17 protein-coding genes are annotated in these 18,633 nt (G+C 72.7%); 6 read left to right on the top strand and 11 right to left on the bottom strand.

Features of this window, described 5'->3' with window-relative positions; genetic code table 11:
* Positions 1–12 precede the first annotated feature (12 nt).
* Genes ASE76_RS08245 through atzF form a run of 9 tightly spaced genes read right to left on the bottom strand, consistent with a single transcriptional unit; the run spans position 13 to position 9,485 of the window.
* Entirely contained in the window at positions 13–696 is a 684-nt protein-coding gene (locus ASE76_RS08245) for a cysteine hydrolase family protein (protein WP_055837564.1), read from the bottom strand.
* Positions 693–2,324 carry an ABC transporter ATP-binding protein gene (locus tag ASE76_RS08240; protein ID WP_055837561.1) on the bottom strand — a complete coding sequence of 544 codons (1,632 nt, stop codon included), beginning with the start codon at positions 2,322–2,324 and terminating at the stop codon, positions 693–695. The genes ASE76_RS08245 and ASE76_RS08240 overlap by 4 nt, the downstream gene beginning before the upstream one ends.
* Positions 2,321–3,097 carry a cysteine hydrolase family protein gene (locus ASE76_RS08235; protein ID WP_055837558.1) on the bottom strand — a complete coding sequence of 259 codons (777 nt, stop codon included), beginning with the start codon at positions 3,095–3,097 and terminating at the stop codon, positions 2,321–2,323. The genes ASE76_RS08240 and ASE76_RS08235 overlap by 4 nt, the downstream gene beginning before the upstream one ends.
* Positions 3,094–4,131 carry a formamidase gene (locus tag ASE76_RS08230; protein ID WP_055837555.1) on the bottom strand — a complete coding sequence of 346 codons (1,038 nt, stop codon included), beginning with the start codon at positions 4,129–4,131 and terminating at the stop codon, positions 3,094–3,096. Before ASE76_RS08230 ends, ASE76_RS08235 begins: the two co-directional genes overlap by 4 nt.
* Positions 4,132–4,150: 19 nt before the next feature.
* Positions 4,151–5,092: an ABC transporter permease gene (locus tag ASE76_RS08225; protein WP_055837659.1), complete on the bottom strand. Its 942-nt coding sequence runs from the start codon at positions 5,090–5,092 to the stop codon at positions 4,151–4,153.
* Positions 5,089–6,162: an ABC transporter permease gene (locus ASE76_RS08220; RefSeq protein WP_168389234.1), complete on the bottom strand. Its 1,074-nt coding sequence runs from the start codon at positions 6,160–6,162 to the stop codon at positions 5,089–5,091. The genes ASE76_RS08225 and ASE76_RS08220 overlap by 4 nt, the downstream gene beginning before the upstream one ends.
* A 20-nt stretch (positions 6,163–6,182) precedes the next feature.
* Positions 6,183–7,307 carry a BMP family ABC transporter substrate-binding protein gene (locus tag ASE76_RS08215; protein ID WP_055837552.1) on the bottom strand — a complete coding sequence of 375 codons (1,125 nt, stop codon included), beginning with the start codon at positions 7,305–7,307 and terminating at the stop codon, positions 6,183–6,185.
* Between the two features lie 52 nt (positions 7,308–7,359).
* On the bottom strand, positions 7,360–7,731 hold the full coding sequence (gene hpxZ / locus ASE76_RS08210) for an oxalurate catabolism protein HpxZ (protein ID WP_055837550.1): 372 nt from the start codon (positions 7,729–7,731) through the stop codon (positions 7,360–7,362).
* 8 nt (positions 7,732–7,739) lie between these two features.
* The gene (gene atzF / locus ASE76_RS08205; protein WP_304437652.1) at positions 7,740–9,485 is read right to left on the bottom strand and encodes an allophanate hydrolase; all 1,746 of its coding nucleotides are present in this window, start codon (positions 9,483–9,485) and stop codon (positions 7,740–7,742) included.
* A gap of 311 nt (positions 9,486–9,796) precedes the next feature.
* On the opposite strand from atzF, the gene ASE76_RS08200 reads away from it, so the two are divergent.
* Complete coding sequence (locus ASE76_RS08200) at positions 9,797–10,435, top strand: MBL fold metallo-hydrolase (RefSeq protein ID WP_055837547.1); 639 nt, start codon at positions 9,797–9,799, stop codon at positions 10,433–10,435.
* A gap of 27 nt (positions 10,436–10,462) precedes the next feature.
* Here the strand turns inward: ASE76_RS08200 and ASE76_RS08195 are convergent, their stop codons facing one another.
* On the bottom strand, positions 10,463–11,338 hold the full coding sequence (locus ASE76_RS08195; RefSeq protein WP_055837544.1) for a M48 family metallopeptidase: 876 nt from the start codon (positions 11,336–11,338) through the stop codon (positions 10,463–10,465).
* A 32-nt stretch (positions 11,339–11,370) separates the two neighbouring features.
* On the opposite strand from ASE76_RS08195, the gene ASE76_RS08190 reads away from it, so the two are divergent.
* From ASE76_RS08190 to ASE76_RS08180, 3 genes are all read left to right on the top strand, one after another.
* Positions 11,371–12,750: an MFS transporter gene (locus ASE76_RS08190; RefSeq protein ID WP_055837541.1), complete on the top strand. Its 1,380-nt coding sequence runs from the start codon at positions 11,371–11,373 to the stop codon at positions 12,748–12,750.
* Positions 12,751–12,877: 127 nt separating this feature from the next.
* A complete protein-coding gene (locus ASE76_RS08185) occupies positions 12,878–13,600 on the top strand; it encodes a response regulator transcription factor (RefSeq protein ID WP_055837539.1) in 723 nt (240 codons plus the stop codon).
* A 5-nt stretch (positions 13,601–13,605) separates the two neighbouring features.
* Positions 13,606–14,937: a HAMP domain-containing sensor histidine kinase gene (locus tag ASE76_RS08180; protein WP_055837654.1), complete on the top strand. Its 1,332-nt coding sequence runs from the start codon at positions 13,606–13,608 to the stop codon at positions 14,935–14,937.
* A gap of 92 nt (positions 14,938–15,029) precedes the next feature.
* On the opposite strand, the gene ASE76_RS08175 is transcribed toward ASE76_RS08180, so the two are convergent.
* The gene (locus ASE76_RS08175; RefSeq protein ID WP_236698386.1) at positions 15,030–16,280 is read right to left on the bottom strand and encodes a YbfB/YjiJ family MFS transporter; all 1,251 of its coding nucleotides are present in this window, start codon (positions 16,278–16,280) and stop codon (positions 15,030–15,032) included.
* Positions 16,281–16,384: 104 nt separating this feature from the next.
* Between ASE76_RS08175 and ASE76_RS08170 the strand changes: the two genes are divergently transcribed.
* Together ASE76_RS08170 and ASE76_RS08165 are read left to right on the top strand one after the other, a co-directional pair.
* Complete coding sequence (locus ASE76_RS08170; RefSeq protein ID WP_055837536.1) at positions 16,385–17,329, top strand: LysR substrate-binding domain-containing protein; 945 nt, start codon at positions 16,385–16,387, stop codon at positions 17,327–17,329.
* Between the two features lie 61 nt (positions 17,330–17,390).
* Positions 17,391–18,467, top strand: a complete 1,077-nt coding sequence (locus tag ASE76_RS08165) for a nitronate monooxygenase family protein (RefSeq protein WP_055837533.1) — start codon at positions 17,391–17,393, stop codon at positions 18,465–18,467.
* The last annotated feature ends 166 nt before the right edge of the window (positions 18,468–18,633 follow it).

Genomic DNA, 18,633 nt, shown 5'->3' with positions numbered 1-18,633 from the left:
GGCCGACGCCGATCAGCGCCCGGCGGGCAGTGCCGCCAGCAGTGCGGCACTCGGCGCGGTCCAGCCGACGATGGCGCCCTGGGCGCACAGCATCTCCAGCGTGGCCTGCTTGAAGGCGGGGAAATAGCTCTCGGTGCAGTCCTCCAGCAGCAGGCCGTCGTAGCCGCGGTCGTTGGCCTCGCGCATGCTGGTCTGCACGCAGACCTCGGTGGTCACGCCCATGAAGAGCAGGTGGTCGATGCCGCGCCGCTGCAGCAGGTCCTGCAGGCCGGTGGCGTGGAACGCGCCCTTGCCGGGCTTGTCGATCACCGTCTCGCTCTCTAGTGGCGCCAGCGCGGGCACGATCTCGCAGCCCGGCTCGCCCGCGACCAGGATGCGGCCCATCGGCCCCGCGTCGCCGATGCGCAGCGCGGGCGTGCCGCGCAGCCGCTTGGCCGGCGGGCAGTCCGACAGGTCGGGCCGGTGCGCTTCGCGGGTATGCACCACCATGCCGCCGATGGCCCGCCAGGCCCGCAGCACCGCGGCGCAGGCCGGCACGATGGCCTGCAGCCGGGACACGTCGTTGCCCAGCGCGGCGCCGAAGCCGCCCGGCTCCAGGAAATCGCGCTGCATGTCGATCACGACCAGCGCGGTGCGGGCCGGCGCGAAGCGGTAGGCGAAGGGATTCGCGTCGAGCGTGAGGGTGTCGTCGGTCATGGCGAAACGGGGGGCGGGGAAGGGTCCGAAGGGGCCGGGGCGGCCGGCGCGTGGCCGCCCGCCATGTGGGCGCCGAGCTGGCGGCGGTCGGCGGCGGCGGCCGGGGTTTCGAAGACGATGCGGCCTTCGCTCATCACCACGATGCGGTCCGACAGGGCGAGCAGTTCGTCCAGGTCCTCGCTGACCAGCAGCACCGCGCCGCCGGCGTCGCGCACGCCGCGCAGCCGGGCGTGGATGTCGCGCACCGCGGCGAAGTCGAGGCCGAAGACCGGGTTGGCGGCGATCAGCACCCGGATGTCGCCGTAGAGCTCGCGGGCCAGCACCGCGCGCTGGACGTTGCCGCCGGAGAGGCTGCGGATCGGCGCGTCCTCGCCGCGGGTCTTGACGCCGTAGGCGGCGATCCATTCGCGGGCGCGGCGGCGCCAGGCCGCCGTGCGCAGCCAGCCGGCGCGGGCATAGGGCGGCTGGTCGAAGTCGCGCAGCGCCATGTTCTGGGCGACGCTCAGGTCGGCGACGCAGGCGTTGCGCAGCGGCTCCTCGGGCAGGCTGCGCACCCGCAGGCGGCGGTTCTCGGCGCGGCGGGCGCGCCAGTCCTCGCCCGCCACCCGCACCCGGCCGGCCAGGCGCGGCCGCTGGCCCACCAGCGCCTCGACCAGCTCGCGCTGGCCGTTGCCCGAGACGCCGGCCACGCCCAGGATTTCGCCGGCGCGCACCGCCAGGTCGATGCCGTGCAGCGCCCGGGTGCCGCGGTCGCCCTGCGCGGCCAGGCCCTCGACCTGCAGGAGCACCGGTGCATCGATTGCTATGGTTTTGATAGCTGATGGCCGGCGATCCGCGCCGGCTGCAGGCAGTTTTTTTTCGGAAACGGCGTCCTCGCCCATCATCGCGGCCGCCAGGGCGTCGCTGCGGGTGTCGGCCACCCGGCCGTGCAGCACCGCGCGGCCGCGGCGCAGCACCGTCACCGCGTCGGCATAGGCCTCGACCTCGCGGAACTTGTGGGTGATCAGCAGCACGCTGCAGGCGCCGCTGCGGGCGATGGCCCGCACATGGCCCAGCACCTCGTCGGCCTCCTGCGGGGTGAGGACCGAGGTGGGCTCGTCCAGGATCAGCAGGCGGGGGCGCAGGTAGAGCTGCTTCAACAGTTCCAGTTTCTGCTTCTCGCCGGCGGCCAGTTCGGCCGGGCGGGCGTCCAGGTCCAGCCGGAACGGCGTGGTGGCCAGGAAGGCCTGCAGCGCGGCGCGCTGCGCCCGCCAGTCGATCACGCCGGGCACCTGGCCGCTGGCCAGCAGCAGGTTCTCGGCCACGCTCATGCCGGGCGCCAGGGTGAAGTGCTGGTAGACCATGCCGATGCCCAGCGCCCGCGCCGCGGCGGGGCTGGCCACCTCGTGCTCGCGGCCGTCGAGCAGCAGGCTGCCCTCCTCCGCGCGCTGGAATCCCGCGACGCACTTGACCAGCGTGCTCTTGCCGGCGCCGTTCTCGCCGAGCAGCGCATGCACGCTGCCGGGCGCCACCTCCAGCGAGACGCCGTCGAGCGCGGTGAACGCGCCGAACCGCTTGGTGAGGCGGTAGGTGGAGAGCGCCAGCGCGCCGGCGTGCACCGGCAGGCCGCCGATCGGCGCGGCGTTCATGCGGCGATGTCCGTATCGCGCCCGGCCGGCTCCGCGGGCTGCAGCAGGTCCAGCAGGGCCTGCGAGGTGGTGTGCGCGCCGAAGACGCCGCCCTGCATCGTGATCATCTTCAGCGCGGCGTCGTGGTTGCCGCGGTCGGTCGCGGCGGTGCAGTCGGACAGCACCAGGCATTCGAAGCCGCGGTCGTTGGCCTCGCGCATCGTGGTGTGCACGCAGACGTCGGTGGTGATGCCGGTCAGCACCAGGTTGGCGATGCCGCGGGTGCGCAGGACCAGCTCCAGGTCGGTGGCGCAGAAGGAGCCCTTGCCGGGCTTGTCGATGACCGTCTCGCTGTTCAGCGGGGCCAGCGCGGGGATGATCTCCCAGCCCGGCTCGCCGCGCACCAGGATGCGGCCGCAGGGGCCGTCGTCGCCGATGCCGGTGCCGTTGGCGCCGATCTGGCGCGAGCGCCAGCGCTTGTTGGCCGGCAGGTCCGAGAGGTCGGGCCGGTGGCCCTCGCGGGTGTGGATCACCATGAAGCCCTGGGCGCGCATGCAGGCCAGCACCCGGGCGATCGGCGCGATCGGCGCCTGCGTCAGCGACAGGTCGTAGCCCATCACGTCGACATAGCCGCCCTCGCCGCAGAAATCGGTCTGCATGTCGATCACGACCAGCGCGGTGTTGTCGGGCCGCAGCGCGCCGTCGTAGGGCCAGGGATACGGCTGGGCCGGGACGTAGCGTGGTGCGTCGGTGCGGGCGGCAGCGGGGGTGGTGGCAGTGGTGGTGGTGCTCATCGGGCGGGCTCCTGCGGGCCGGGAACGAGGGGATGGTCTTCCGGGCCGCGGTAGGCCCGGGTGGGCGGCGCGAAGCCGCAGCCGCTGCCGTCGGTCACCCGCACCTGGTCGCCCCAGGGCAGGCGGTAGCGGCCGGCGGCCATGTCGTGCATGTAGGTGTAGGGGCAGTCCTGGGCGCCGCCCTGCACCGCCACGTAGCCGCGGTGGTAGAGCTGGTAGATGTTGTTCTCGACGCCCCAGCCGGTACGGGCCTCGCGCACCAGGTCGGGCCGCAGCTCGGCGGTGATGATCTCGTCGGCCCGGCCGCCGCCCTCGACCATCACCGTGCCGTCGAAGCTGCAGAACATGCCCTCGCCCATCGAGTCGAAGCTGCCGTCGCTGCCGCACAGGCAGACGCTGGCGGTGTAGGCCAGGTTGCAGAAGGCGTTGGCCTGGTTGGTGATCTTCCAGGCGTGGCGGATCGGCGCGGTGTAGCCGGCGGTGCGCAGGATGATGTCGGCGCCCTTGTACGCGGCCTCGCGCGCCATCTCGGGAAACATGCCGTCGTGGCAGATGATCAGCGAGAGGCGGCTGCCGTTGGGACCTGTGCACACCGGCACGCCCAGGTTGCCCGGCTCCCACGGCTCCACCGGCACCCACGGGTGCAGCTTGCGGTAATAGAGCTGGATCGCGCCGGTGTCGTCGATGATCAGGCCGCTGTTGTAGGGGTTGCCGCCGGGGTTGGCCTCCATGATCGAGAAGCAGCCCCAGATGCGGTGCTCCGTGCACGCTGCCTTGAAGGCGGCCACCTCGGGGCCTTCAAGGCTGCACATGATCTCCGGGTTGGTGTCCATCGACAGGCCGTGCAGCGCGTATTCGGGGAACACCACCAGGTCCATGGTGGACTGGTTGCGGCGGGCCTTGCCCACCAGCTCGCAGATGCGCTGCGTCTGCGCCGCCAGCTGCGCGGGGGTCTGCACCACCGGCAGCTGCAGCTGCACCAGGCCCACGACCACGCCGTGCGCCGATTTGTTGAGTCCGCCGAGTCCGCTCATGGAAGGTGTCCGATCGTGGTCAATGGGAAGAAGAGGAAGTGGAGTACGCCGAGGTCAGCTCGCCCGGCTGCCCCGGCACCGCGCGGCCGGGCCGGCAGGTGACGACCAGGATCAGCAGCGTCAGCGCATACGGCACGGTGTTGAACAGGTGGTAGCCCCAGCCGATGCCCACCGACTGCAGCGCCGGGCCGATCGCCCCGGCACCGCCGAAGATCAGCGCCGCACCCACGCAGCGCAGCGGGCTCCAGCGGGCGAAGATCACCAGCGCCACCGCGATCAGCCCCTGCCCGCTGGAGATGCCCTCGTTCCAGCTGCCGGGATAGAACAGCGTGAGCGACGCACCACCCAGCCCCGCGATACAGCCCCCCAGCGCGGTGGCCGCGATGCGCGCGCCCGCCACCGGGTATCCCAGCGCCCGTGCGGCGTCGGCCGAGTCGCCCGCCAGCCGCACCAGCAACCCGGCGCGGGTGCGGGCCAGCGCCCACCCCATCGCCACCGCCAGCCCGACGCCCAGCGGCAGCAGCGGGTTGATCTGCAGCGCTTGGCGCACCGCCGGCACCTCGCTCCAGGCGCCCAGGGCCAGCGCCGGCAGCTGCGCCGCCTGCGGCTGGATCAGCGGCTTGCCCAGGTAGAACGCCAGCCCGGTGCCGAGCAGCATCAGCGCGATGCCGACTGCTATGTCGCTCACCCGCGGCAGGGCGCACAGCAGGCCGTGCAGCGTGGCCAGCAAGCCGCCCGCGCAGGCACCGGCCAGCACGCCCACCCAGGGCGAGCCGCTGGCCCAGGCGCCGGCGAAGGCGGCCATCGCCGACAGCACCAGCACGCCCTCCAGGCCCAGGTTGATCCGCCCCGATTTCTCGGTCAGGCATTCGCCCAGGCTCACGAACAGGAAGGGCACGCCCACCCGCAGCGCGCCGCCGAGGATGGCGGCGAGCAGCACGGTCCACTGGTCGGCGGTCATGGCATCGCCTCCTTCGGCGTGGAGACGGGCACGCCGCGCCCGGGCCAGGCCCAGGGCCGGCCGCGCAGCGTTTCGCTGGCCAGGATCAGCACGAAGGCGATGCCCTGCAGCACCAGCATCGACGCGTCGGGCATGCCCAGCCGCCGTTGCAGCAGGCTGCCCGCCGCGCCGAAGCCGCCGAACACGATGGCCACCGGGACGATCGCCAGCGGGTTGTGCCGGGCGATGAAAGCCACCAGGATGCCGGCGTAGCCGTAGCCCGCGATCAGCGCCGCATTGGCGCTGCCGTGCACCGCCGTCACCTCGACCGCGCCGGCCAGGCCCGCGCAGGCGCCGCCCAGCGCGCAGGCCAGCAGCACCAGCCGGGTGGCGGGCAGGCCCACCAGCTGCGCCGCGCGCGGATTGCCGCCGACCACCCGCACCGCGAAGCCCGAGACGGTGCCGCGCAGCCACAGGCCCAGCCCCGCGCAGGCCAGCACGCCCAGCACCAAGCCCCAGTGCACGTCGGAGCCGCCGATGCCGCCGATCAGCAGCCCTTCGGCCAGCGGCGGCGTGGACGGCTTGTTGAGGCTGGCCGGGTCGCGCAGCGGCCCCTCCACCAGGTGCCGGAACAGGCCCACCGCCACATAGGCCAGCAGCAGGCTGCCTATGGTCTCGTTGACGCCGCGCGCCTGGCGCAGCCAGCCGGCCAGCGCCGTCCAGCCCGCGCCCACCAGCGCACCGGCGGCGCAGAGCACCGCGGTGCCGGCGACGGTGGCCGGCAGCGGCAGCCACTGCGGCAGCACCGCACAGGCCAGGCCGCCCAGCACCAGCGCGCCCTCGCCGCCGATCACGATCAGCCCGGCGCGCGCCGGGATCGCCACGCAGAGCGCGGCCAGCATCAGCGGGGCCGCACGCTGCAGCGTGTTCTGCCAGGCGAAGGCGCTGCCGAAGGCGCCGGTGAACAGCGTACGCCACACCTCCACCGGCGACGCGCCGCCGAGCCCGGCCAGCGCGCCGAACAGCAGCAGCGCGGCGCCGACCGCCAGCACCGGCAGGGCGATGTCTTTCGAGGTTTCGCGCAGGGACATGGATGCCTGTCGTGCCGCGGTCAGATGCTGCCCACCACGCCTTCGACGAGGTAGTTCATCTTCTCCAGCTCGATGTCGGTCTGGCCGTAGTTCTTGCCGGCGGGCACCACCACCTTGCCCTGGTTGTCCTTGAGGCCGCCGGTGAAGATGTCGAAGCCGCCCGCCATCATCTTCGCCTTGACCGCATCGGCCTGCTTGCGTGCGGCCTCGCTCACCGCCGGGCCGTAGGCCGACATGCGCACATAGCCGTCCTTCAGGCCGCCCCGCAGGAAGTTGGGATGCGGCTTGCCCGACTGGGCCGCGGCGACGAAGGCCTGGTAGGCGGTGATCCAGTTCCATTCGGCGCCGGTCAGGTAGGCCTGCGGCGCCAGCTTGGCCTGGCTCGCGTGGTAGCCGCAGACCGACTTGCCGCGCTTGGCGGCCGTCTCGACGATGACCTTGGGGCCGTCGACGTGCATGGTGAACACGTCCACGCCCTGGTCGGCCAGGCTGTTGGTGGCCTCGGCCTCCTTGACCGGCAGCGACCAGTCGCCGGTGAAGATCACATGGCAGGTGATGCCCGGCTTGACCGAACGCGCGCCCAGGGTGAAGGCGTTGATGTTGCGCAGCACCTGCGGGATCGGCTTGGCCGCGACGAAGCCGATCTTGTTGCTCTTGGTGGCGTGCGCCGCCACCACGCCGTTCAGGAACTGGCACTCCTCGATGTAGCCGAAGAAGCTGCCCACGTTCTTCGGGTGCTTGCCCTCGGTCCAGAGGCCGCCGCAGTGGGCGAAGCGCACATCGGGATTCTTGCCCGCCACTGCCAGCACGTGCGGGTCGAAGTAGCCGAAGGAAGTGGGGAACAGCAGCTGCGCGCCGTCCTGCGCAATCATTCCGCCCATCGTCTTCTGCACCGCGGAAGTCTCGGGCACGTTCTCTTCCTCGACCACCTTCACGCCGGGCATCTTCTTCAATTCCGCCGCGGCCTGCGCATGCGACTGGTTGTAGCCGTAGTCGTCGCGCGGGCCGACGTAGATGACGCCGACGGTCAGCGGCTTCTGGGCGCGGGCCGCCGTGCCCCAGGCGCCCAGCGTGCCGGCGGCGCCCAGGGCGGCGAGGGTCTTGAGGGAATCGCGGCGGGAGGCGGAAGAGAAGGAGTGCGTCATGGAAAGCTCCTGAAATGAAGGGAAAGACGAAGACGAGAGGAATTGCAGGGATTCAAAGCAGGCTGACGTGCGCCGCCACCACCCGCCAGCCCTCGGGCGTGCGCACCCAGGTCTGGCTCTGGCGGCCTTCGGCATCGCCACCGTCGCGGCGGAACTCGAGGTTGCTGGTCGCGAAGTCGCGGCCGTAGGTGGTGACGACCTGGCGCAGCACGGTGCGCGGCGGGCTCTGCAGCGGCAGCGCGGCGCGGAACGCGCGGATCGCCTCGAAGCCGTACTGGTTGCCGGTGTCGCCGTAGCGCAGGGTGTGCGGGCTGTGCCAGAACAGGCCGTCGAGCACCGCCACGTCGTTGGCCATCAGCGCGGCCTCGTAGCGGGCGCAGACGGCCTGCACTTCGGCCAGGATCTCGGGCAGGTTGGTGTCCATCGGGGGCCTCAAGAAACGGTGGGAATGGGTGCCATGTCGGCTGCCGCGGCAACGCGAGCCGCCACGTAGGCGCGCCAGCCGCCGTGCGCGCTGACGTCTTCGGCGCCCTGCAGCGCATGGCCTTCGCAGACGAAGCCGTGCACCCAGCGGCCGTCGGCCAGCTCCACGCTGCCCAGCGCCAGCGGCGCCGGCACCAGTGCCAGGAAGCTGCCGACCTCGGCCAGCGGCACCTGCCAGACCTCGAGCGCGATCGCGGTACCGCCCGCCTCGCCCTCGGCCAGGCGGCGCAGTCCGGGCTTGGGCGGCACCGTGCCGGGCAGCGCGTGCAGCCGGTAGCGCGGCGTGGTGGCGGTGGCCTCCTGCAGCCGCGCGCCGCGCGAGGTCAGCTGTCCGTTGAGCGGCAAACCCGACAGATGCGCGCCCACCACCGCCAGCGCCAGGTGGGTGGCGGGTGTCGGCTGCAGCGCGGCGACGGGTACCGGCGCGGGCAGCGGCCGGCCGGTAGCGCCCTGCGGCAGGCCGGTGGCGTGGTGGAAGCGCTGCCCCAGGTCGGCCAGCTGCCAGTCGCTGCCGGCCCGGCCCACCAGGGTGATGCCGAAGGGCAGGCCGTCAGGCCGCAGGCTCGCCGGCACCGAGAGCGCCGCATAGTCCAGCAGGTTGACGAAGTTGGTGTAGTGGCCCAGCTCGCGGTTGCGCTCCACCGGCGCGGCGCGCATCGCCTCCACCGTGCAGTGCGTCGGCGCGGTCGGCAGGCACAGCAGGTCGATCTGCTCCCACATCGGCAGCGCCTGCGCGGCCAGCGCCTGCAGCCGGTGCTGCGCGTCGAACACGTTGGCCGCGCCGTAGCGCTGGCCGGCGGCGAGGATCGAGCGCACCGGCTCGACCACCGCGTCGGCATGGGCGTCGAAGAAATCGCGCACCGCGGCATAGCGCTCGGCCACCAGGGCGCTGTCGTAGAGCAGCGCGGCGGCGGCGGCGAGCGGCGCGTAGTCGATTGCCACCCGGGTGCCGCCCAGGGCTTCGAGCTGCGCGCAGGCGCCGGCGAATGCGGCCTCTGCCAGCGTGTCGCCGTAGAACTCCGGCACGGCCGGCACGCCGAAGCGGAAGGCGTCGGGCAGCGGCGCGCGGGCCATCGGCAGCGCGCGGGAGTACGGGTCCTGCGGATCGTGGGCGATGGCCGCCTCCAGCACCCGCACCGCCATCGCCACGGTCGGCGCCAGGATCGACACGCAGTCGACGCTCTGCGCCGCCGGCAGCACGCCGCGGGTGCTGACCAGGCCCTTGCTGGGCTTCAAGCCGACGATGTTGTTGAGCCCCGCCGGCACCCGGCCGGAGCCCGCGGTGTCGGTGCCCAGCGCGAAATCCACCTCGCCGGCCGCCACCACGTAGGCCGAGCCGGAGCTGGAGCCGCCGCTGACGTAACGCCCGTCGAGCGCATTGGGCACCGCGCCGTAGGGCGAGCGGGTGCCGTTCAGGCCGCAGGCGAACTGGTCGAGGTTGGTCTTGCCGGCCAGCGCGGCACCGGCCTGCAGCAGCCGCTCGACGACCTCCGCATGGGCGCCGGGCGTGTAGGCGAAAGCGGGGCAGGCGGCGGTGGTCGGCACACCGGCCACGTCGATGTTGTCCTTGGCGGCGAACCGCAGGCCGGCCAGCGGGCCCGCGGCCGCGCCGGCCAAGTCGGTACCGAAACGGGCGATCCAGGCTGCCGCGGGCCGGGCTGCCAATTCGGCAGGCAGCGAATGCGCGGCAGGCACGCTGCCGTCCAGATCGGTGGAGAATGAAGATGAATCGCTGTGCACCACGGTTAAGCATCCAAACTTGTACACAAGACGAGATGCAAGGGCCGTGCCACGAACCGGCACCCGACGACCGCCCCCTGGCTCGGGCCGTCGCCCGCTACAGGTTAAATAGCATCAAGCCGGCATTCCACGCCGGCTGCGGCCACTTTTCTTCTACACGGGGGGTCGATCCGCCCCCGCGTGGCGATCCGCTTCCGAACGGCACCCATGCCCCACGAACGGGCGCCGACACGGTGCACCGCCACGGCCACGGCGACAATCGGCCGATGCTCCAGTACCGCACCCTCCCCGTCACCGCCTTCCAACAGAACTGCTCGCTCCTCTGGGACGACGCCACGATGGAGGGCGTGCTGATCGACCCGGGCGGCAACGTGCCGCTGCTGATCGCCACCGCCGAGGAACTGGGCGTGGCGCTCACCCAGATCTGGCTCACCCATGCGCATATCGACCATGCGGGCGGCGTCGCCGAACTGGTCGCCCGGCGCGGCCTGCCGGTGATCGGCCCGCATCCCGACGACCAGTTCCTGATCGACGGGCTGGCCGAGCAGGCGCGTGCCTTCGGCTTCCCGCCGGCCGGCGCCTTCGTGCCGCAGCGCTGGCTGCAGGGCGGCGATACGGTCGCGCTCGGCGAACATGTGTTCCAGGTGCGGCACTGCCCCGGCCACACGCCGGGCCACGTCGTCTTCCACAATGCCGAGATGAACCGAGCCTTTGTCGGCGACGTGCTCTTCGCCGGATCGGTCGGCCGCACCGATTTCCCCCGCAGCGACCCGCAGGCCCTGATCCGCAGCATCGTCACCCAGCTCTGGCCCCTGGGCGACGCCACCGTCTTCGTGCCCGGCCACGGCCCCGAGAGCACCTTCGGCCGGGAGCGCAAGAGCAATCCGTACGTCGGCGGGACCTGAGCGCAGCGTTCGGTTGGGGGCAGTGGATCAACCCCTGCGCTTGGCCTGCTCGTACAGCGGCTCCACCTTCGGCACGTTGGCCTGCAGCTCGCGGATACGGTCGGGGCCCGAGGGGTGGGTGGAGAGGAAGTTGGGGCCTCCGGCAGCGCCGCTGGCCTTGCCCATCTTCTCCCACAGCGATACCGCCGATTGCGGGTCGAAGCCGGCCCGTGCGGCCAGTTCCAGGCCCACGATGTCGGCATCGGTCTCGTCGGCGCGGCTGAAGCGCAGGGTGAGCAGCTCGCCGCCCAGGCCGGTGACGGTCTGGCCGATCTGGCCCAGGCCGAGCAATTGCGAGATGGCCGAGACGCCCAGCTGCGTGGCCTGCGTCTTGGCGACGCGGGCGCGGGCATGTTCGCGCAGGGCGTGGGCCATCTCGTGGCCCATGATCATCGCGGTCTCGTCGTCGGTGAGCTTTAGCTGGTCGAGGATGCCGGTATAGAAGGCAATCTTGCCGCCGGGCATGCAGAAGGCGTTGATCTGCTTGCTGCCGATCAGGTTGACCTCCCACTTCCAGTTGCGGGAGCGGTCGTTCCACTGTGCGGTGTACGGGATGATCCGCTGCGAGATGGCGCGCAGCCGGACGACCTGCGGATGGCTGTCGGGCGCCAGCGCGTTCTGGGCACGGGCCTGGGCCATGAGCTCCGGGTACTGCTGGGCGGCGGCCTGCTCCAGGGTCTCGGCCGGCACCAGGCCGCGCAGGCGCGAGCCCTGGCCGACATCGACCTGCGCCAGCGCGGCCGAGGTGCCGCCCGCGGCCACCAGGGCGGTGAAGCCGCGGCGCGTCCAGGTACGGGGTGGAAGGCCGCCGGCGCCGGCGGATGCGGCGGGGGCGGGTGTCTTGAGGTCGCAGAGTCGGCACATGCGGCCAATAATAGGCAGAACCCTGGATTCACATGTCGGACAGCATCCCCAACGCGGCCGCCGCACCCTCGCCCTCTCCTTCTTCCGCGGTGCCGACGCCGCCGCCTCGCCGATCCTGGCGCGCGGCCTTCCGCGTCTACCGGGAGCCGGCCAGCCTGCGGATGGCGGCCCTCGGCTTCACCGCCGGGCTGCCGCTGCTGCTGGTGCTGGGCACCCTGAGCTTCTGGCTGCGCGAGGCGGGCATCGACCGCACCACCATCGGCTACCTGAGCTGGGTGGGCCTGGCCTATGCGTTCAAGTGGGTCTGGGCGCCGCTGGTCGACCGGATGCCGATCCCGCTGCTGACCCGTGCGCTCGGCCGCCGGCGCAGCTGGCTGCTGCTGGCGCAGTGCGTGGTGGTGGCCGGCCTGGTGGGCATGGCGCTGCACGATCCGCGGGCCGACCTGGGGCCGGTGGTCTGGTGCGCGCTGGCGGTGGCGTTCGGCTCGGCCACGCAGGACATCGCGCTGGACGCCTTCCGGATCGAATCGGCCGACGCCGACCGGCAAGCGGCCCTGGCCGCCACCTACCAGACCGGCTACCGGCTGGCGATGATCTGGGCCGGCGCCGGCGCGCTGTGGATCGCCGCGCGGGCCGAGACGGCGGGTACGGCCGGCTACCAGCCGGGCGCCTGGTCGTTCGCGTACTGCGCGATGGCGGCGTCGATGGCGATCGGCATCGCGACGGTGCTGTTCTCGCCCGAGCCGGCGCCGCGCGCCCTGCCGCCGGCCCGCGACGCGGCCGAGTGGCTGCGCGGCGCGCTGGTCGATCCGTTCGCCGACTTCATCCGCCGCTACCGCGGCCAGGCCCTGCTGATCCTCGCGCTGATCGCCACCTACCGCATCAGCGACGTGGTGATGGGCATCATGGCCAACCCGTTCTACGTCGACATGGGCTTCACCAAGGACGAGGTGGCCAGCGTCACCAAGGTCTACGGCGTCGCGATGACCCTGGCAGGCGCCTTCCTGGGCGGCGCGCTGACGATGCGGGTGGGGGTGATGCGGGTGCTGATGCTGGGCGCGGTGCTGTCGTCGCTCTCCAACCTGCTCTTCGCCTGGCTGGGCACGCGGGGGCACGACGTGGCGGGGCTGATAGCGGTGGTGTCGGCCGACAACCTGGCCGGCGGCATCGCCTCGGCCGCCTTCATCGCCTACCTGTCGGCGCTGACGAACATCCAGTACTCGGCCACGCAATACGCCCTCTTCAGCTCGATGATGCTGCTGCTGCCCAAATGGCTGGCCGGCTTCTCGGGCGTGTACGTCGATGCGCACGGCTACGGCGCCTTCTTCACGATGACCGCCGTGCTCGGCCTGCCGGTGCTGGTGCTGGTGGCCCTGGCGGCCCGCGCACGACTGCGAGAAGAAAAGGCCTGAGTCCGGCGCGGGGTGCCGACCAGCAGCTATACATTCGATAGCATTCGATCTGCGCCGCGCACCGCCGTTTACCCAACTTTACGGTGGCTTCAACCGAACGCCCGACCATCGGCACGAGCATGCAACCATGAGCACACCCAGCCCCACCCGACTTTTGATGATCGAAGACGACGCCCGCCTGGCGCAGATGGTGGGCGAGTACCTGACCCAGTCGGGCTTCGAGATGGCCCACGCGGTCGACGGCCTGAGCGGCCTGGCGCAGGTCCAGGGCGACGGGCCGGTACCCGACCTGGTGATCCTCGACCTGATGCTGCCCGACATCGACGGGCTCGAGGTCTGCCGCCGCATCCGCGCGCTCTCCAGCGGCGCCTCCCGCGTGCCGGTGCTGATGCTCACCGCCAAGGGCGACCCGATGGACCGGATCATCGGCCTGGAGATGGGCGCCGACGACTACCTGCCAAAGCCCTTCGAGCCGCGCGAACTGCTGGCCCGCATCCGCGCCATCCTGCGCCGCCGCGGCGACGGCGCCGCGCCGTCGGCCCGCACGTTGCGCTTCGGCACGCTGGAGATCGACCGCGACGCCCGCGCGGTGACCGTCGGCAACCAGGCCTGCGAGCTGACCTCCTACCAGTTCGACCTGCTGGTCGCGCTGGCCGAGCGGGCCGGCCGGGTGTTGAGCCGCGACCAGATCATGGAAGCCGTGCGCGGCCGCGAGCTAGAGGCCTTCGACCGCTCGATCGACGTGCACATGGGCCGCATCCGCGCCGCGATCGAGGTCGACGCCAAGAACCCCAAGCGCATCCTGACGGTGCGCGGCGTGGGCTACGTGTTCGCGAAACAACAAGACTAGACGTGGTGACGCCGACCGCATCGCCGCCGCGCCCATCGCGCTCCGGGCCGCTGGCGCGCCTGGGGCAGCGGCTGTACGTGCGCATCTGGCTGGCGGTGCTGCTGGCGGTGGCGGTGCTGACGCTGCTGGTCGGCTGGGCCTGGCAGATGGCGGCCGATCCGCCGCCGCGGGAGCTGATCGTGCGCAACGTCGAGGGCGGCGTGGTCGGCAACGGCATCCTGCGGCGGCGCATTCCGCCGGGCGAGGCGCCCACCGATACCGGCCCGAGCGACAAGCCGTTCCCGCCCAACCTGCACCCGCCGCCACCGCCGCGCACCGGCCCCGAGTTCGTTGTCACGATGGGCGACGGCCAGTTGCTCACGATGCACCTGCAGCGCCCGCCCGGCGGCTTCTGGAACAAGCCGCCCTTCGGCTTCTTCTGGACGCTGGGGCTGGTGGCGGTGGCGGTGGCGCTGGCCACCTACCCGATCATCCGCAAGCTCACCCGCCGGCTGGAGCGGCTGCAGCAGGGCGTCGAGAGCTGGGGCCGCGGCGACCTGGCCGCGCGGGTGCCGGTGCAGGGCTCCGACGAGGTCGCGTTCCTGGCGCGCCGCTTCAACCATGCGGCCGAGCGGATCGAGACGCTGGTCGAATCCCACCGCACCCTGCTGGCCAACGCGTCGCACGAGCTGCGCTCGCCGCTCACCCGCATCCGCATGGGGCTGGAGCTGATGGGCGGCACGCCGTCGCCCGCCTTCAAGGCCGAGATCGCCCGCAACATCGCCGAGCTCGACCAGCTGATCGACGAGATCCTGCTGGCCAGCCGGCTCGACGCGCAGGAGGCCGACGTCGGCACCGAGGAGCCGGTCGACCTGACCGGCCTGGCGGCCGAGGAATGCGCCCGCGTCGGTGCCGAGCTGCAGGTAGACCCCAGCGCCGCCGACGTGGAGGTGCACGGCGTGGCCCGCCTGCTGCGCCGCGCGGTGCGCAACCTGCTGGAAAACGCCCGGCGCTACAGCCAGGGCGATATCGAACTGCTCCTGCAGCGCGAAACCGCCCCGCCGGGCCGCCCCGGCCGCGCGGTGCTGCGCGTCTGCGACCACGGCCCCGGCGTGCCGCCCGAGCAGCGCGACCGCATCTTCGAGCCGTTCTACCGCCTGCCCGGCGCCAGCGAACGCGACGGCGGGGTCGGCCTGGGCCTGGCCCTGGTCCGCTCGATCGCCCTGCGCCACGGCGGCACCGTCCGCTGCGAAGACCGCCCCGACGGCGGGCCGGGCGCCTGCTTCGTGCTGGAGATGCCGCTGGAGGCGGCGCGGGTGGTGCGGGTGGTGCGGGGCGAGCACCGCGTCGAGGCCTGAGGCGGGCAGAGTGTTCCTGCGATCTTAGGAACAGGCTGATGCGACCGTTGGTTCTGCCCGAAAAATCCTGCGCTCGCAGGAATTGAAAACCGCTAGCGGGATGCGTGCGCGGCCGCCGGCCAGCGCTTCCACATCGCCCCGTACAACCCCGCCCCCAGCACCAGCGAGCTCGCCGCCAACGCCAGCGCCCAGTGAAACCCCTCGGCCCGCGAGGCGGCGCGCGACAGCAGCAGCGCCACCAGCGGCGGCCCGGCGATCTGGCCGATGCCGTAGAGGGCGGTCAGCAGGCCGGTGAAGCTGGCGCCGGCGGCGGGCCATTCGCGGCGGGCCTCCTGCAGGGCGAAGAAGGTGATCGCGGTGAAGGGCAGGCCGAGCAGCAGGCTGCCGAGCGCGAAGCCTGCCGGGCCGGGCCACGCCATGCCCAGCACGATGGCCGCGGCCTGCACCAGGTAGCACGCCGCCAGCAGCAGGCGCCGGTCGCGGGCCTGGGCCACCCGGGTCGAGAGCAGGGCGCCCAGCGCCACGCCGCCGCCGAACATCGGCCAGAACAGGTCGGGCCAGGGCGAGCCGGCCGGCAGCACGGTACGGGCGATCACCGGCAGGAAGGTCGCGGTGACGATGTAGCCGAAGCCGGCCAGGCCGTAGGCGATGGCGAGCAGCGCACGCTCGGCGGCGGGCGACGGCGCGGGCGCCGACGGCGTGCCGTGCGCCGGCCCGCCGGCCGATGCGGCCTCGCCGCCCCGCCCCAGCACCGGCCAGACGAAAGCGGTCAGCAGTGCGGCCAGACCCCCGAACACCGCCCAGCCGGTAGCCGCGCTCCAGTGCGCCGCCACCATCGCGCTGGCCGACAGGCCCGTCAGCGCGATGCCCAGACCCGGCCCGCAGAAGATCAGCCCGCCGAGGGCCGGCGTGCCCAGCGCGGTCAGCCGGCCCATGCACCAGTGAGAGGTCGACAGGAACACCATCGCGCTCACCACCCCGGCGATGAACCGCAGCGTGGGCCAGCCGGCTTGCCACGGTACGGCCAGCCCCACCGTAAGCAGCACCGTCAGCACCAGCCCTCCGCGCGCCAGCGCCGCACCCGGCGCCGCCCGCCCTATCCGGCGGCCCAGCCACGGCAGCGCCATGTAGAGCAGTGCCCCGACCAGGTAGCCGATGTAGTTGGCCGTCGCCAGCCAGCTGCCGGCGGCCAGGTCGATCACGCCGTCGTGCAGCATCATCGGCAGCAAGGGCGTGAAGGCGAATCGGCCGATGCCCAGCGCCGCCGCCAGGGTGGCGGTGCCGGCGATGGCGATGTGCAGGGGCCGGTCGGGGCGGATGCGGGGAATGAAGCGAAGCGGCACGGAAAAGGTAGGGATAAAGCCCACGCCACGGCGGCGCCTTTCCATCTTATCAAGAGAACGAAAATATAGAATCGATCCCCAGAGAAGATCGACAGGGGACGCAATTGGATCTGGCAGCGCTGGAAATCTTTCGTACCGTGGCGGCCGAAGGCAGCATCACCCGCGCAGCCGAGCGGCTGGGCCGGGTGCAGTCGAACGTGACGACCCGGGTGCAGCAGCTGGAAGACGCCCTCGGCACCGCCCTGTTCCTGCGCGAAGGCAGGCGCATGGCGCTGACCACCGAAGGCCGCACCCTGCTCGGGTATGCCGACCGCCTGCTGGCCCTGGCCGAGGAAGCCCGCCAGGCGATGCGCCCGGCCCACCCCGCCGGCCGGCTGCGGCTGGGCTCGATGGAGAGCACCGCGGCAAGCCGGCTGCCCGGGCCGCTGGCGCGCTTCCACCGCCAGTGGCCGGAGGTGGCGCTGGAGCTCTCCACCGCGTCCAGCCAGCAGCTGATCGACCGGCTGGAGGCGCATGCGCTCGACGCGATCCTGGTCGCCTGGCCACCGGGCGATCCGCCCGGCCCGGGGCTGGACGCGACGGCGCTCTACGCCGAGGAACTGGTGCTGGCCCTGCCGGCCGGCCATCCGCCGGTCACGGGCCCCGCCGACGTGCAGCCCGGCACGCTGGCCGCCTTCGAGGCGGGCTGCACCTACCGCCGCATCGCCCAGGCCTGGCTGGCCCCCCGGCCCCGGACAGTGCAGCTGCTGGAGCTGGGTTCCTACCACGCGATCCTGGCCTGCGTGGCGGCCGGCGGCTGCGTGGGCGTGGTGCCCCGCTCGGTGCTGGCGCTGACCCGCGTGCCGAGCGAGCTGCGGCTGCATCCGCTCTGCACCGCCGACACGCTGCTGGTGCGGCGCAGCGGCTACCGGTCGGCAGCGCTGGATGCGCTGCAGGCGGCGCTGCAGGCGGCGCTGCAGGACGGCGTGGCGGTCGGTCCTGCGGATGCTGCGGCCACGACGCCCCCCGATGCGCCTTCCCGCGACGCCGAAGGATCGGCCCGCCCTTAGCCGGCGCGCGCCTGCGCCGGCAGGCCGCCATCGTCCCCACCCACCATCCCAGGAGCCTTCCATGACCGCATCCCTGCGCACCACCCTGGGCCTGCGCCTGCCCATCGTCCAGGGCCCGATGACCGGCGCCGACACCCCCGCACTGGCCGCCGCCGTCGCGGCCGCCGGCGGGCTGGGCATGCTGAGTGCCGGCGTGCGCTCCGCGGCCGCTTTGGCCGACGCTGCCGCCGACGTCCGCCGCCGCACCGACCGGCCCTTCGGCATCAACCTCTTCGTGCAGGACGCGCCTTCGCCCGACCCGGCCACCGTGGCCGCCGCCATGGCGCGCCTGGCGCCGCTGCACGCCGAGCTGGGCCTGGCACCGGCCGTGCCCGCCCAGTGGTGCGAGGACTTCCGGCAGCAGCTCGACACCGTGATCGCGCTGCGCCCGGCGGTCGCCAGTTTCACCTTCGGCATCCTGGTCGCGGACGACGTGGCGCGGTTGAAGGCGGCGGGCTGCCGCGTGGTGGGCACCGCCACCACGGTGGACGAGGCCCGTGCCTGGGCGGCCGTGGGCGCCGACGCGGTCTGCGCGTCGGGCATGGAGGCGGGCGGGCACCGGGGAACCTTCCTGGGCGACTTCACCGCCTCGCTGGTCGGCACGATGGCGCTGGTGCCGCAGTGCGCCGATGCGCTGCGCCCGCTGGGCATTCCGGTGATCGCGGCCGGCGGGATCATGGACGGCCGCGGCATCGCAGCGGCCCTGGCCTTGGGCGCGCAGGCGGTGCAGATGGGCACCGCCTTCCTGGCCTGCGACGAATCGGGCATCGGCAGCGCGTACCGCCAGGCGCTGCAGTCGGCGAGCGCCACCGACACCCGCATCACCCGCGTCTTCTCCGGCAAGCCGGCACGTGGGATCGTCAACCGGGTGATGGAGCAGCTGCGGGACGACGAGCTGTCGGTGCCGGCCTATCCGGTGCAGAACGCGCTGACCGGGGCCTTGCGCAAGGCGGCGGCGGCCGCGGGGGATGCGCGGTATCTGTCGCTGTGGGCGGGCCAGGGGGTGGCGGGGGTGCGGCCGATGGGGGCCGGGGCGTTGGTGGAGGTGCTGGAGAGGGAGTGGCGGGATGCGGTGGCGGGATTGCAGTCGTCGGCTTAGGGGCCGCTCATTTGCACCGGGGGGGTTGTTTGCGGTCGTTGTCGGGGTGGTGCGGGGGCCGTGATCGCCGGGTGACCCCCTCCGCGAATGTCCCCCGCCTTCGGCTCCTCCTAATACGATCCCCCTCGCTCCTGCCGCGCTGAAGGGAGCCCGTCCGGATGACCCC

Origin of the sequence: Xylophilus sp. Leaf220, from assembly GCF_001421705.1 — a bacterium.
Taxonomy (GTDB): Bacteria; Pseudomonadota; Gammaproteobacteria; order Burkholderiales; family Burkholderiaceae_C; genus Xylophilus.
Note: the sequence above shows the minus strand (reverse complement) of the source record. Positions and strands in the feature narration are given on the sequence as shown.

Bases quoted from the DNA above. Each gene is read 5' to 3' on its own strand.
- ASE76_RS08195 (WP_055837544.1), bottom strand. From the start codon at position 11,338: ATGTGCCGACTCTGCGACCTCAAGACACCCGCCCCCGCCGCATCCGCC.
- ASE76_RS08215 (WP_055837552.1), bottom strand. From the start codon at position 7,307: ATGACGCACTCCTTCTCTTCCGCCTCCCGCCGCGATTCCCTCAAGACC.
- ASE76_RS08225 (WP_055837659.1), bottom strand. From the start codon at position 5,092: ATGACCGCCGACCAGTGGACCGTGCTGCTCGCCGCCATCCTCGGCGGC.
- hpxZ (WP_055837550.1), bottom strand. From the start codon at position 7,731: ATGGACACCAACCTGCCCGAGATCCTGGCCGAAGTGCAGGCCGTCTGC.
- ASE76_RS08200 (WP_055837547.1), top strand. From the start codon at position 9,797: ATGCTCCAGTACCGCACCCTCCCCGTCACCGCCTTCCAACAGAACTGC.
- ASE76_RS08185 (WP_055837539.1), top strand. From the start codon at position 12,878: ATGAGCACACCCAGCCCCACCCGACTTTTGATGATCGAAGACGACGCC.
- ASE76_RS08240 (WP_055837561.1), bottom strand. From the start codon at position 2,324: ATGAACGCCGCGCCGATCGGCGGCCTGCCGGTGCACGCCGGCGCGCTG.
- ASE76_RS08230 (WP_055837555.1), bottom strand. From the start codon at position 4,131: ATGAGCGGACTCGGCGGACTCAACAAATCGGCGCACGGCGTGGTCGTG.
- ASE76_RS08220 (WP_168389234.1), bottom strand. From the start codon at position 6,162: ATGTCCCTGCGCGAAACCTCGAAAGACATCGCCCTGCCGGTGCTGGCG.
- ASE76_RS08190 (WP_055837541.1), top strand. From the start codon at position 11,371: ATGTCGGACAGCATCCCCAACGCGGCCGCCGCACCCTCGCCCTCTCCT.
- ASE76_RS08245 (WP_055837564.1), bottom strand. From the start codon at position 696: ATGACCGACGACACCCTCACGCTCGACGCGAATCCCTTCGCCTACCGC.
- ASE76_RS08235 (WP_055837558.1), bottom strand. From the start codon at position 3,097: ATGAGCACCACCACCACTGCCACCACCCCCGCTGCCGCCCGCACCGAC.
- ASE76_RS08165 (WP_055837533.1), top strand. From the start codon at position 17,391: ATGACCGCATCCCTGCGCACCACCCTGGGCCTGCGCCTGCCCATCGTC.